The sequence below is a fragment of the Rummeliibacillus sp. NPDC094406 genome, from assembly GCF_044763875.1.
Lineage (GTDB): Bacteria > Bacillota > Bacilli > Bacillales_A > Planococcaceae > Rummeliibacillus.
Genome location: NZ_JBIWGZ010000003.1, coordinates 114,658 through 129,517, shown reverse-complemented (window position 1 = coordinate 129,517; position 14,860 = coordinate 114,658). Strand labels below are relative to the sequence as shown.

The following is a 14,860-nucleotide window of genomic DNA, read 5'->3' as shown; positions in this document are numbered from 1 at the left end:
TAGATTTTATGGGTGAAGAATTAATTGATTAGGAGGGATACTAGTGAAACAAATGCTTAAATTCTCGTCTTTCTTACTGTTGGTAATTTTAATTGTAAGTGGGTGTAATATAAAAAATGGGGAAGAAGATATATTTAAATTTAAAGATTCGTATGTTGGAGATAACAGCGCAGTAGGGAACATTGTAAGTAAGTTGCAGGGTGCAGAACACTTTAAAGGATTTGAACTTAAAACAAAAGAGAAGCCGTATGGCATTATTTTGAATTATGATTGGTCAGACTCAGAAAAGAACTATAAAAAAACAGCTATTTATAACGCAACATTTTTATTTGCATTAGTTCAGAATGCAGATTGGATAACGTTTAATTTTGATAATCAAGAATACAAAATAACAAAAGAAAATCTACAAAATTGGTATGGAGAAGATTTTGGTGAATTGAAAAATGAAGATGAACTAAAAAAACTTGCACAAAAATATATGGAAGATGAAAGCGTAATAAATCAATTATTCAATTAACGGGCGCGATTGTTACAACTCACAGCTATGAAATGATCAAACTTTTTTATAAAAAATGTATACTAATTCACAAGAGAAAAATCCGTTTTGATCAATCTTTTTTCAAAACGGATTCTTTTAATTTTGGCCAAAAATGTGGGTTTGCGATGTGTTATTGATCAAACTTTAATTTAAACCTACAGCAGGAGCACATCTTTTAAGGAACAAAGCCTAAGAACGGCACGTCCTGTAGCAACGGCTTCGTGACCAACATCGTGTTGGCCCGAGGAGATTGAAGCCAAGCCTGTCATTCAAATCTGAATATTAAAAAGTAAATGTGTTGACATGTTCGTAATGAAAAAACGAAAATGGATTTATGAAATTGATTCATTCAAAAATAAATAGAGATTAAAAACGCAAGGATCATTGTGATCCTTGCGTTTTTAATACAATCATTTTCTAGTTTTCTTTGTTCTTAGTGTATTTTGGCGCAACTCGTCCGTTTTTACGGTCTCGATTCAATAAAAAACCTGCAAAGAAGCCAAATCCCAATAGAAACAACACTATTCCTAAAACAAATTGCAGCCATAGATATGGAATTGGATCAAATAGTTTCGCGAAAAAGGTATCACGCATTAATTTAATCCCAACGGCAGCCATTATTGCAGGAATTGCCAAAATGACAAAAGCTATAAAACGACCCATTTTCGTCCACTCCTCTAATCTATTTTATTCTCACGTGTAATGCTTTGATTGTCAAGGGCTGAAACATTGGTTAAGATAATATCAATTAATTCTTGAAAAAAATTGCATTTAGTAGATAGGAAGTGAAAAAATTTGCATAGAATAATGATTGTTGGTGCGGGGAGCGGTGGGACAGCTATATTAAAGCTGTTAGCCCATTCAACAAATTTGCAAACTGTTGCAGTGGTAGATATAAGGGAAGATGCGCCAGGAATTGCAGCAGCAAGGAAAGCCGGCATTGAGACAGGTAGTAATTGGCGCGACTTTTTGCACTATCCGTTAGATATGGTTATTGATGTTACAGGTGAAAGTGTGGTTTTTAATGATCTTTTAACATCGTTATCAAAAAAAACAATACTAATACCAGGTGGAATAGCTGAGATTATCGTTCAACTTTTACAGGAAAAAGAATACTATATTCAAAAACTCCAAAACTTTTCACGTCGTCAGCAAATTATTTTTAATTCAATTGAAGAAGGTATGGTTAGCGTAAATCCAGAAGGTATGATTACATTTTTTAACCAAAGTGCTGCAAGAATGACGGAAGTTTCAATTGAAGATGCAATAGGAAAGCATTTTACAACTGTGATTCATGATCGTGGTATAGAGCGCGTAATGGAAACAGGAATTGCAGAAACAAACCAAGAATTTCTATTAGAAACAGGGAAAAGATTAGTGACTTCCCGCATTCCAATGATTGATGAAAATTCTCAGCAAATTGGCGTCTTAGCGATTTTTAAGGATATTTCAGAAGTTGTAGCCTTAGCTGAAGAAATAACAGATTTAAAAGAGATCAAAACGATGCTAGAAGCGATAATACAATCTAGTGATGATGCTATTTCAGTTGTGGATGAAAAAGGACGGGGGATAGTAGTAAACCCCGCATATACTCGGATTACAGGATTATCACCAGATGAAATCATCGGCCAACCAGCTACAACGGACATCTCTGAAGGGGAAAGTATGCATTTAAAAGTAATTGAAACAAAAAAACCGATTCGTGGTGTGAATATGCGACTTGGACCTCATAAGAGAGAAGTAATTGTTAATGTTGCTCCCATTATAGTTGAAGAGAAACTAAAAGGTAGTGTAGGTGTTATTCATGATGTGACAGAAATGCGTAGGTTAGCAAATGAGTTAAATCAGGCAAAAACAATTATTAGAACGCTAGAATCTAAATACGTTTTCGATGATATTATCGGAGATTCAGATGAAATGAAATTAGCTGTTGAACAAGCTAAATTAGCTGCTAAAACGCCGGTCACAGTATTTTTAAGAGGCGAATCAGGGACAGGGAAAGAACTCTTCGCGCATGCGATTCATAGTGAAAGTAATCGTCATTACGAAAAGTTTATCCGTGTAAATTGTGCTGCAATCGCTGAGAATCTTTTAGAAAGTGAACTATTTGGTTATGAAGACGGGGCATTTACTGGAGCCAAAAAAGGGGGGAAACGCGGGTTATTTGAAGAAGCAAATAAAGGAAGTATTTTTTTAGACGAGATTGGTGAGCTTTCGCTAAGTACGCAAGCGAAATTATTGCGAGTCCTACAGGAAAAAGAAATTGTTCGGGTAGGTGGCTCAAAACCGATTCCAATCGATGTACGAATTATTGCGGCGACAAATGTCAATATGGAAAAAGCTTTGCATGATCATACATTCCGCGAGGATCTTTATTATCGTTTGAATAGAATGCCGATTTATATTCCATCATTACGAAAACGTTTAGAGGATATACCCCAACTTGTAGAACGGCTTCTTTCGAAACTAAATCGTGAGTATGGAAGAAATGTTACAAGCATAACACCAACTGTTTTACAAAGATTAAAGTCCTACCGTTGGCCAGGGAATGTACGTGAATTAGAAAATGTAATTGGACGTGCAATGATTTACATGCCGATAAATGAAACAGAATTACATGAAAGGTATTTGCATATTTCAACAAATCAAAAGGATATGGATGTAAAAAGGCTAACAAATGATTTGAATGTTGAAGGTACATTAGAAGAACGGATTAATCATTTTGAAAAACAAATCATATATCATGCATTAGAAAGTTGTCAGCATAATAAAACAAAAACCGCAAAAATGCTTAATATCTCTTTAAGAAGTTTATATTATAAATTAGAAAAATATGAACTTGCATAAAATGGCGCGCAAAAAGTTGCATGGTGTGCAAAAAAATGCATAATATAAAAAGCCAATCATTAATGAAAATCATTTTTGATAGGCTTTTTTCATTTGGCATACATCTTGCAATTAATATAAGTAACTGGGTTATCTAAGCAACCAGAAAAGGTGGATTTTTTCACAACTTCAAAGGGGGATTTACAAATGGAAATTTTTAAATACATGGAGAAATACGATTACGAACAAGTGGTGATTTGTCAGGATCAAACATCAGGATTAAAGGCAATAATAGCTATTCACGATACAACATTGGGGCCAGCATTAGGTGGAACACGGATGTGGACATATGCTTCAGAAGAAGCGGCAATCGAGGATGCATTGCGATTAGCACGTGGTATGACATATAAAAACGCAGCAGCAGGTTTAAATCTTGGTGGTGGGAAAACAGTAATAATGGGAGATCCTTTCAAAGATAAAAACGAAGAAATGTTCCGTGCGTTAGGCAGATTCATTCAAGGGTTAAATGGTCGCTACATTACTGCTGAGGACGTGGGTACAACAGTTGCAGACATGGATTTAATTCATGAAGAAACAAATTATGTTACCGGGATTTCTCCAGCATTTGGTTCTTCAGGTAATCCATCTCCTGTTACTGCATATGGTGTTTATGTTGGAATGAAAGCTGCGGCGAAGGAAGCCTTCGGAAGCGAAAGTTTAGAAGGTAAAAAGGTTGCAGTTCAAGGTCTTGGGAATGTTGCATACACTTTATGCAAATATTTACATGAAGATGGAGCGCAATTAATTGTTACAGACATCAACGAAACTGCAGTTAAACGTGTTGTAGAAGAATTTGGCGCAACAGCTGTTGATCCAACTGAAATTTATGCACAAGACGTTGATATCTTTGCACCATGTGCCCTAGGAGCAATAATAAACGACCAAACCATTCCTCAATTAAAAGCAAAAGTTATTGCAGGTTCTGCAAATAATCAATTGCAAGAATCACATCATGGTCAAATAGTGCATGAATTAGGAATTGTCTACGCACCTGACTATGTTATTAATGCTGGAGGCGTGATAAACGTAGCAGATGAACTTTATGGTTACAATAGAGATCGAGCGATGAAAAGAGTCGAAGGAATTTATGACAGTATCGCAAAAATAATTGAAATTTCAAAACGAGATGGAATTCCGACTTATTTGGCTGCCAACCGATTAGCAGAGGAAAGAATTTCTAGGGTTTCCAAATCAAGAAGCACATTCTTGCAAAATGAAAAGCATATTCTATCAAATCGCTAAAATAGAATAAGATAAAAAGATGATTTTTTCTGAGAGTATGATATAATTTAGTACCAGGTAATAAAAAAGAAGCTGTCACTTTTATCTAAATGTCATAGAGAAAAAGTGACAGTTATCAGGTTTGAGATATACTATTAAGTGGTATAAATAATATGGAAATATAAAATGGGAGCGTGTTCTTATGGCTAAGAATTATGACCTTGTCATAGTAGGTGGCGGTCCGGGAGGATATGTCGCTGCAATTCGAGCTGCACAATTAGGCCTCTCTACTGCCATCGTGGAACAAAGTAAACTAGGAGGTACTTGTTTACATAAAGGTTGTATACCGAGTAAAGCTTTGTTACGCAGTGCTGAAGTTTATCGGACAACAAAAGAGCAAGCTCACGAATTCGGTGTAGATGTTCAAAATATTACATTAAACTTTGAACAGGCTCAAAACCGTAAAAATGGGATTGTTGACCAATTGCATAAAGGGATTCAAGCATTGATGAAAAAAGGGAAAATTGATGTTTATGAAGGGTATGGAAGAATTCTAGGCCCATCCATCTTCTCACCAATGCCAGGTACAATTTCTGTAGAATTTGAAGACAATAGAGAAAATGAAATGCTAATACCTCAAAATGTAATCATTGCAACGGGTTCAAGACCCAGATTTTTAGAGGGCTTGACACCTGATGGAAAAAGAATCTTAACTTCTGATGATTTAATGACACTTGATCAATTACCAAAATCATTAATCGTTGTTGGCGGTGGCGTTATTGGGATTGAATGGGCTTCTATGCTACATGACTTTGGTGTAGAAGTAACTGTTGTTGAGTATTCAAACGCTATTTTACCTACTGAGGATGAAGACATTCAAAAAGCGATGGCTAAATCCTTTAAAAAACGTGGTATTAAGGTAGTGACGAATGCCAATCTTATTGCAACTTCTCTTCAAAAGTTGGAAGATCGAGTTGAAATTACAGCTGAAATCGATGGAGAACAACAAACTTTTTCAGCGGAAAAATTATTATTATCGGTTGGCAGACAGGCTAATACTGAAAATATTGGACTTGAAAATACAGATATTCAAGTAGTTCGAGGTTTTATCGAAGTAAATAATCATTATCAAACAAAGGAATCACATATATATGCGATTGGAGATGTTATTGGAGGCTTACAACTAGCACATGTAGCATCTCATGAAGGGATTCATGCAGTTGAACATATCGCAGGCTTTGAACCAGAAACGTTAGAGCTTCATAAAATTGCTCGCTGTATTTACGGTAGTCCAGAGGTTGCGAGTATTGGTTTAACTGAAAAACAAGCGAAAGAACAAGGAATTGAAATAGCGGTAGGGAAATTCCCGTTTGCAGGAATAGGTAAAGCACTTGTCTTTGGTGAAACAGAAGGTTTTGTCAAGATGATTGCAGACAAAAAAACAGAAGACCTTGTTGGTGTGCATATAATTGGTGCGCATGCGACAGAACTCATTTCTGAAGCTAGTCTTGCGATGCTAGTAGATGCGACACCATGGGAAATTGCTTCACATATTCACCCACATCCGTCGTTATCGGAAGCAATAGGAGAAGCAGCTCTAGCTGTTGAGGGAAAAGCTATTCATCAGTAAGGGAGAGATGAAAATATGACTGAAAATAGACACGCTGCATTAGGCTTATCAGATGAAGTAGTACTTGAAATGTACAGAACAATGCTATTAGCACGTCGATTAGATGAAAGAATGTGGCTTTTAAATCGAGCAGGTAAAATTCCATTTGTAATTTCTTGCCAAGGTCAAGAAGCCGCTCAAGTCGGTGCAGCTTTTGCACTAAATCGTGAAGAAGATTTTGTGGCACCATACTACAGAGATATGGGTGTTGTATTACACTTTGGGATGACAACAAAAGATTTAATGTTATCTGCTTTTGCGAAAGCAGAAGATCCGAACTCTGGTGGTAGACAAATGCCAGGGCATTTTGGTCAGAAGAAAAACCGTATATTAACAGGCTCCTCCCCGGTTACAACACAAGTACCACATGCAGTGGGCGTTGCGCTTGCTGGTAAAATGCAAAAGAAGGATTTTGTAACGTTTGTGACTTTAGGTGAGGGATCATCCAATCAAGGAGATTTCCATGAAGGAGCTAATTTTGCAGGTGTCCATAAATTGCCAGTTATCATTATGGTGGAAAATAACCGTTATGCTATTTCCGTTCCATTAAATAAACAAATTGCCTGTGAAAACATATCAGATCGCGCAATTGGTTACGGAATGCCTGGAGTAACAGTAGATGGAAATGATCCAATAGAAGTATACAAAGTAGTAAAAGAAGCTGCGGACCGTGCAAGAGCAGGTGAAGGTCCTAGCTTGATAGAATCTGTTTGTTATCGTTTAACTGCACATTCTTCCGACGATGATCAACGTCAATATCGTACTGAAGAGGATCTAGCCGAAGGTAAAGCTAATGATCCAATTATAAGATTTTCAAGTTATCTAAGAGAACAAAACATCTTAACTGCTGAAATTGAAGAAAAACTACAAGAAGAAATTATGGCTGAAATTGATGAAGCAACTGATTATGCAGAGCAAGCTCCTTATGCTGCACCTGAGGACGCACTAAAATATGTCTATGCAGAACAAGAGGAGGTGTAACAAATGGCTATTTTATCTTATATTGATGCGATTACATTAGCAATGAAAGAAGAAATGGAAAGAGATGAACGCGTCTTCGTACTTGGTGAGGACGTTGGTCGTAAAGGTGGCGTTTTTAAAGCAACCCAAGGACTGTATGAACAATTTGGGGAAGAAAGAGTCATCGATACACCTTTAGCTGAATCTGCTATTGCAGGGGTTGGAATTGGTGCAGCAATGTATGGATTGAGACCAATTGCTGAAATGCAGTTTGCAGATTTTATCATGCCTGCTGTTAACCAAATTGTCTCTGAAGCTGCAAGAATTCGCTACCGTTCAAATAATGACTGGACTTGTCCAATGGTGATCAGAGCACCTTTTGGCGGAGGTATTCACGGCGCACTTTACCATTCACAATCAGTAGAAGCTGTATTTGCCAATCAACCAGGTTTGAAAATCGTCATTCCTTCTACACCTTATGATGCAAAAGGTTTGTTAAAAGCAGCAATTCGTGATGAAGATCCTGTATTGTTCTTTGAACATAAAAGAGCCTATCGTTTGATTAAAGGCGAAGTTCCTGATGATGACTACACAATCGAAATTGGGAAAGCGGATGTTAAACGCGAAGGCGAAGATATTACGGTGATTACTTATGGATTAGCCGTTCATTTTGCATTACAAGCTGCAGAACGACTTGAAAAAGATGGGATTTCTGCTCATATTTTAGATTTGCGTACGATTTATCCACTTGATCAAGAAGCAATTATTGAAGCTGCGAAAAAAACAGGTAAAGTTTTACTTGTAACAGAAGATAACAAAGAAGGTAGTGTCATAGGTGAAGTGGCTGCGATCATTGCGGAACATGCGCTATTTGATCTTGATGCACCGATTAAACGATTAGCAGGACCTGATGTACCTGCAATGCCATATGCACCAACAATGGAAAAATTCTTTATGATTAATCCAGAAAAAGTAGAGCAAGCAATGCGTGAATTAGCAGAATTTTAATGCTGAAGCGGCTCGTCTTAAGGAAGATAGCCTAAGCGCGCCACGGTCTGTGGCAACGGCTATCTGACTCATATCCTGTGAGCTGCTGAAACCGGATATTTTCTAAAAGGTAAAGGGGGTTATATGATGGCAACTCAAAACATCACAATGCCACAGTTAGGTGAAAGTGTAACAGAAGGAACGATTGAAAAATGGTTGGTTAAGCCAGGCGATCAAGTAAAAAAATATGATACTTTGGCTGAAGTACAAACAGACAAAGTAACAGCAGAACTTCCTTCATCTTTTACAGGTACAATAGGAGAGCTGATTGCAAACGAAGGCGACACAATTGCTGTTGGCGAAGTTGTTTGCAAGATTGAAATTGAAGAAGCTGCAACAACTAAAAAGGCACCTCAAAATAGTCCAAGTACCAATGTTGCTACATCCACAAAACCAACAGATCAATCCATGAAAACAAGATATTCTCCAGCAGTCGTACGCTTAGCTGCAGAACATAAAATTGATTTGACTCAAGTGGAAGGTAGCGGTACTTCAGGGCGTATTACGAGAAAAGATATTCAAAGAATACTGGAAGAAGGATTTATTCCAAAAGCTTCTACACAAACAGATGAGAAGCCTGTAGTAGAAGTGAAACAACAACCAGTTGCTGAATCCAAAGTGGAAAAAGAATTTACGCCAATCAGTTCAGGGGATATTGAAATTCCAATATCCGGTGTGCGTAAAGCCATCGCAAAAAATATGGTGACAAGTACACAAGAAATACCGCACGCATGGATGATGATGGAAGTTGATGTGACAGACTTAGTAAGTTATCGTGATTCAATCAAAGACGAATTTAAAAAGAAAGAAGGATACAGTCTTACTTACTTTGCTTTCTTTGTAAAAGCTGTATCGCAAGCTTTGAAAGAATTCCCGATGATGAATTCACAATGGCAAGGTGACAAAATCATCCAGAAAAAAGAGATTAACTTGTCTATAGCTGTTGCGACGGAAGATTCATTATTTGTACCAGTCATTCACAATGCTGATGATAAATCCATCAAAGGAATTGCTAAGGAAATTTATGAGCTAGCAACGAAAGTAAGAAGTGGCAAGCTAAAATCTGAGGATATGCAAGGCGGAACATTTACTGTCAATAACACAGGTTCGTTTGGTTCTGTACAATCTATGGGCATAATCAATTACCCTCAAGCTGCTATTTTACAAATTGAATCCATTGTCAAACGTCCTGTTATTATGAACGGCGGAATGTTCGCTGCACGGGATATGGTAAATATTTGTTTATCAATTGATCATAGAATTTTAGATGGATTTATTAGTGGGAAATTTCTCGCTCGCGTGAAGGAAATTCTCGAAAACATCTCAAATGACAATACTTCAATTTATTAACAGTAGTCTGAAAACCGTTATATTACGGTTTTCAGACTTTTTTTACTTTTACCAATCCACAATGTTGTGTAAAATAGTTAATAGAATCACCGAAGGGGGGAAGCGTCATCGCGTCCGTATGACAAAAATGAAAGAAGTAGAATTTACAAATCCTTCTTATGATGAATGGAAGGAAACATCGATAAAAGCTTTGAAGGGGAAACCTTTTGAATCATTATTTACTAAAACAATTGAAGGTATCACACAAGAACCTTTATATACTGCTGAAAGCCTATTAGCAAAAGTTGATGGCAAATTAGAAGAACAGGTTTCTACTATTCGAGCAATGCAAACTGAAGGTGTATTTGGCTTAGCACAAGAAGCTTTCGGTGATACAATTGAAGAATTTATAGCACAAGTAGAAGATTCTTTTGAGCGTGGTAATCAATATGTCACAGTTGGTAAAGTGAATTTCGAATGGAATGAATTTGCACTAAAACAATTGGCGAAATTACTTGAAAAACATCCATTTTGCATCAATGTAGTGGATCCAGCAGTATTAAATGTATTTAATTACATTGAAAATAAAGAAGTAACAGGATTTATCAAATCAAGAGAAATATTTAATATTTCTGATTTTCCGAATGTTCGAAAGTTAAACGCTTACATTTCTGATGCGCATTATGAAGGGGCAAATGCCGTTCAAGAATTAGCCATTGCACTTGCAAAAGCGAGTGAGTTAGCTGGCAACATAAGTTTTGAGGAATTCGAAAAACAATTCTTTGTATCATTTTCTGTTGATACAAAATTCTTTATGGAAATTGCGAAACTTCGTGCATTTAGAGTGTTATGGAAAGCATTTGCTTTAGGACATGGTGTTAAAAAACCACAACCTGTGAAAATCCTTGCAGAAACATCTTTGCGTAGTTTTTCTAAATTAGATGTGTATGTAAATCTTTTACGTGCTGGTAATGAAGCTTTCTCCGCTGTTTTAGGTGGAGCGGACGTGGTGACAGTACATCCTCATGATGTATTAACAAAACCAACAAAACAATCAATTCGTATCGCACGAAATGTTTCACTAGTGATAAAAGAAGAATCTCATGTAACAAAAGTATTGGATCCAGCTGGTGGTTCATATTACATCGAATCATTAACGCATGATCTTGTGAAGGAAGCTTGGGCGAAATTTGTCGAAATCGAAGAAGCAGGCGGCTATAGTGCTTATGTTGCATCTGGCAATCTTCAAAAAGAACTTGAAGAAATGATGGCAAAACGGATCCTAGATGTTGAACGTCGTAAAACAGTTTTAGTTGGTACAAATGATTTTGCAAACGCTCAAGAAGAATTACCTACAGAATCCTTCTATGAAGTGAATCGTATCGCAAAACCATTCGAAGATCTTCGACATGAATTCAAAAAATCACCGATTAATGTTGCAATTCTAACTTATGGTTCTTTCAAAAAGATTAAACCACGTACAGACTTTGTAAAAGGTGTATTCGCTACTGCAGGTATTACAGCTGAAGAAACAGAACCATTTACTGATGTAGAAAAAGCACAAGAGTGGTTAGCAAACACTTCTGCAGATTATGTCGTATTTAGCGCAATCGATGAAGATACAAAAGAAGTCATTCCAGCATTATTAGCTGCAAAACCTGGACATGTAATCCTTGATGCAGCAGGTAAATTTGATGAAGATTGGGAAAGCCAAGGCTTAAATGGCTTTGTCTATGCTGGTCAAAATATTATCGAGAAATTACAAGGCATCCAAGATACCTTGAAGGAGGTTCAACGATGAGCAAGCCAAACTTTGCAGAGATTTCAATAGAAGATGTATTACAACAAGAACAAGTACCCACTTCAACTGAAACATTCAATACAAATGAGAACATTGAAGTGAAAAATGTTTACACAAAAGAAGATTACAAAGGACTAAAACATCTAAATGATGTTGCTGGTATTGCTCCAAATACTCGTGGACCATATCCAACAATGTATGTAGGTCGTCCTTGGACAATCCGTCAATATGCAGGTTTCTCAACTGCTGAAGAATCAAATGCATTCTATCGCCGAAACCTTGCGATGGGACAAAAAGGTTTATCAGTTGCATTTGACCTTGCAACACACCGCGGTTATGACTCAGATCACCCTCGTGTAACTGGTGATGTAGGTAAAGCCGGTGTCGCAATAGACTCAGTAGAAGATACGAAAATTCTATTTAATGGCATTCCACTTGATCAAATGTCTGTATCCATGACAATGAATGGTGCAGTTCTTCCAGTTCTTGCATTCTATATTGTTACTGCGGAAGAACAAGGCGTAACACCTGATAAATTAATGGGTACAATCCAAAATGATATTTTAAAAGAATATATGGTTCGTAACACATATATTTACCCACCAGAAATGTCAATGAAAATTATCGCTGATATTTTTGAATATACTTCAAAATTCATGCCGAAATTTAACTCTATTTCAATTTCTGGTTACCATATCCAAGAAGCTGGTGCTACAAACGATATCGAACTTGCTTATACATTAGCGGATGGACTTGAATATGTTCGTACAGGGTTGAAAGCTGGTATTGATATCGATAAATTTGCACCACGTTTATCATTCTTCTGGGCAATCGGTATGAATTATTACATGGAAGTTGCGAAAATGCGTGCAGCTCGTCGAATTTGGGCACAAATGATGTCTACATTTAATCCAGAAAATCCAAAAACGCTTGCATTACGTACACACTCACAAACTTCTGGTTGGTCTTTAACAGAACAAGATCCATTCAATAACGTGACACGTACGTTAGTCGAAGCTAATGCAGCAACAATGGGACATACGCAATCCCTTCATACAAATGCACTTGATGAAGCGATTGCACTTCCTACTGATTTCTCTGCTCGTATCGCACGTAATACACAATTGTTCTTACAAAATGAAACAGGTATGACAAAAACAATCGATCCATGGGGCGGTTCATACTATGTTGAAAAATTGACAGATGAATTAACTGAATCAGCATGGAAATTGATTGAAGAAGTCGAAGAACTAGGTGGTATGGCTAAAGCAATCGAAACGGGTCTTCCAAAAATGAAAGTCGAAGAAGCAGCAGCGAAACGCCAAGCGAAAATCGACTCAAAAGCAGAAACCATTATCGGTGTAAACAAATATCGATTGACTGAAGAAGAACCAATCGAAATTTTGGATATCGATAACACATTAGTACGTCAATCTCAAATTGACCGTATTAACAAAATGAAAGCTGAACGAGATGATGAAGAAGTGAAACGCCACTTAGCACGATTAACAAAAGCAGCACAAACTGGTGAAGAAAACTTACTTGCTGTTGCAGTAGACGCTGCTCGTGCACGTGCAACACTTGGTGAAATTTCTGATGCTATTGAAGAAGTATCTGGACGCCATAAAGCGGTCATTCGTTCAATTAGTGGTGTATATGCTTCAAACTATTCAGATACAGAAGCTATTACTGAAATTAAACAAATGACAGATGAGTTCTTAGAAAATGAAGGTCGTCGCCCACGTATTTTAGTTGCTAAAATGGGCCAAGATGGTCATGACCGTGGTGCGAAAGTAGTTGCGACTGCATATGCTGACTTTGGCTTTGACGTCGATATTTCACCATTATTTATGACACCAGAAGAAACAGCTCAAATGGCTGTAGAAAACGATGTTCACGTTGTTGGCGTATCTTCACTTGCAGCTGGCCATAAAACATTAGTTCCTGAATTAGTCGCAGAACTAAAAAAATTAGGCCGTGAAGATATTATCGTAATCGTAGGCGGTGTAATACCAGCTCAAGATTACGAATTCTTATATGAAAATGGTGCAGCGGCAATCTTTGGACCTGGTACTGTATTGCCAATCGCATCACAAAAAATGATTGAAATCATTTATGAACGACTAGGCTACGAGGAAGCTTAATGACTGATAAAGAATCAGCGCTTTTTGTACAACCAGGTGTTAAAGCGATTCACGATGGTATGGAGCCTACAAAGCGAAAAAAGTTTGTCAAGAAAAAGAAAGTGAGTCTTGACTTAGATGCATTAGCTAACGAAGTGAGAGAAGGCTCACGCCTACATCTGGCAAAAGCAATTACACTTCTTGAAAGCTCAAATGTTGATGATAAAGTGGAGGGGCAGGAGTTATTAAAAAAACTCCTCCCCTATACAGGCAATTCCATTCGAATTGGGATTACCGGTGTACCTGGTGCAGGGAAGAGTACATTTATCGAAACCTTCGGGAAAATGCTCTGCAGTCAAGGTCACAAAGTAGCGGTACTAGCCATTGATCCAAGTTCAACCGTTACGGGTGGCAGTATTTTAGGGGATAAAACAAGAATGGAAGAACTATCTCGTGAGAAGAATGCTTTCATCCGACCATCTCCGTCTGCCGGTACACTTGGTGGCGTACACAAAAAATCACGTGAAACGATGCTTTTATGTGAAGCTGCCGGTTATGATATCATCTTGATTGAAACAGTCGGCGTTGGACAAAGCGAAACAATCGTACGTGGTATGGTTGATTTCTTCCTGTTACTTGTTTTGACAGGAGCAGGAGACGAGCTACAAGGCATGAAAAAAGGAATTATGGAACTTGCCGATACGATTGTTGTGCATAAAGCAGATGGCGATAATGTCCGTAATGCCAAAAAAACAGTTGCAGAATATAAACAGATTCTGCACCTTTTACAACCAGCAACACCAGGCTGGACAACGCGTTCTTTATCAGCATCATCTTATGAAAATAAAGGACTCGATAAAGTTCTCGAAACCATTTTAGAATTCCAAAAACAGGGACTTGAAAATGGGGGCTGGGACAGTCGCCGAAGCAAACAAACAACAGACTGGTTCCAATCCATGATTCACGATTATCTAATCGATTCCTTCTACGGAAATCCCGAAAGAAAGAATCAGGTACAAACATTAGAACAACAAATATTACATGGACAAATAACTGTCGCACAAGGTGTAGAGAAGTTGTTTCCCAAAGAGACTGAGTGATTTTTACTCAGTCTTTTTTTGTTTTGAGAGGATGCCAAAATGTATTCGACTCAAAACCTTTATCCGCGGAAGATAACAAAGAAAATGATTAAATTTTTGCTACGAATGAGTTGAGAAACCAAGGTTATAAAGACATAAAATGCAAAGAACGCAGATACAATTCAAAAATACGTGGATATTAGAGTG

Annotated in this window: 11 protein-coding genes; 10 read left to right on the top strand and 1 reads right to left on the bottom strand. The window is 37.4% G+C overall.

What is annotated here, in order from left to right; genetic code table 11:
• Positions 1 to 52 precede the first annotated feature (52 nt).
• Complete coding sequence (locus tag ACIQ4I_RS09000; protein WP_403096119.1) at positions 53 to 517, top strand: DUF4825 domain-containing protein; 465 nt, start codon at positions 53 to 55, stop codon at positions 515 to 517.
• A 438-nt stretch (positions 518 to 955) separates the two neighbouring features.
• Here the strand turns inward: ACIQ4I_RS09000 and ACIQ4I_RS08995 are convergent, their stop codons facing one another.
• Complete coding sequence (locus ACIQ4I_RS08995) at positions 956 to 1,201, bottom strand: DUF2627 domain-containing protein (RefSeq protein WP_403095454.1); 246 nt, start codon at positions 1,199 to 1,201, stop codon at positions 956 to 958.
• A 132-nt stretch (positions 1,202 to 1,333) separates the two neighbouring features.
• Between ACIQ4I_RS08995 and ACIQ4I_RS08990 the strand changes: the two genes are divergently transcribed.
• The 9 genes from ACIQ4I_RS08990 (at position 1,334) to meaB (ending at position 14,674) form a co-directional block, all read left to right on the top strand.
• Positions 1,334 to 3,385: a sigma 54-interacting transcriptional regulator gene (locus ACIQ4I_RS08990; protein ID WP_403095452.1), complete on the top strand. Its 2,052-nt coding sequence runs from the start codon at positions 1,334 to 1,336 to the stop codon at positions 3,383 to 3,385.
• A gap of 186 nt (positions 3,386 to 3,571) precedes the next feature.
• Positions 3,572 to 4,666: a Leu/Phe/Val dehydrogenase gene (locus ACIQ4I_RS08985; protein ID WP_403095434.1), complete on the top strand. Its 1,095-nt coding sequence runs from the start codon at positions 3,572 to 3,574 to the stop codon at positions 4,664 to 4,666.
• A gap of 181 nt (positions 4,667 to 4,847) precedes the next feature.
• On the top strand, positions 4,848 to 6,275 hold the full coding sequence (gene lpdA, locus ACIQ4I_RS08980; RefSeq protein WP_403095432.1) for a dihydrolipoyl dehydrogenase: 1,428 nt from the start codon (positions 4,848 to 4,850) through the stop codon (positions 6,273 to 6,275).
• A 15-nt stretch (positions 6,276 to 6,290) separates the two neighbouring features.
• A complete protein-coding gene (locus ACIQ4I_RS08975; protein ID WP_403095430.1) occupies positions 6,291 to 7,295 on the top strand; it encodes a thiamine pyrophosphate-dependent dehydrogenase E1 component subunit alpha in 1,005 nt (334 codons plus the stop codon).
• Positions 7,296 to 7,298: 3 nt separating this feature from the next.
• A complete protein-coding gene (locus ACIQ4I_RS08970) occupies positions 7,299 to 8,282 on the top strand; it encodes an alpha-ketoacid dehydrogenase subunit beta (protein ID WP_403095429.1) in 984 nt (327 codons plus the stop codon).
• A 126-nt stretch (positions 8,283 to 8,408) separates the two neighbouring features.
• Entirely contained in the window at positions 8,409 to 9,671 is a 1,263-nt protein-coding gene (locus ACIQ4I_RS08965; RefSeq protein WP_403095426.1) for a dihydrolipoamide acetyltransferase family protein, read from the top strand.
• A 118-nt stretch (positions 9,672 to 9,789) separates the two neighbouring features.
• Positions 9,790 to 11,451: a methylmalonyl-CoA mutase family protein gene (locus ACIQ4I_RS08960; protein WP_403095424.1), complete on the top strand. Its 1,662-nt coding sequence runs from the start codon at positions 9,790 to 9,792 to the stop codon at positions 11,449 to 11,451.
• Entirely contained in the window at positions 11,448 to 13,595 is a 2,148-nt protein-coding gene (scpA, locus tag ACIQ4I_RS08955; protein ID WP_403095423.1) for a methylmalonyl-CoA mutase, read from the top strand. The genes ACIQ4I_RS08960 and scpA overlap by 4 nt, the downstream gene beginning before the upstream one ends.
• Positions 13,595 to 14,674 carry a methylmalonyl Co-A mutase-associated GTPase MeaB gene (meaB, locus tag ACIQ4I_RS08950; protein ID WP_403095421.1) on the top strand — a complete coding sequence of 360 codons (1,080 nt, stop codon included), beginning with the start codon at positions 13,595 to 13,597 and terminating at the stop codon, positions 14,672 to 14,674. Before scpA ends, meaB begins: the two co-directional genes overlap by 1 nt.
• Positions 14,675 to 14,860: the final 186 nt, after the last annotated feature.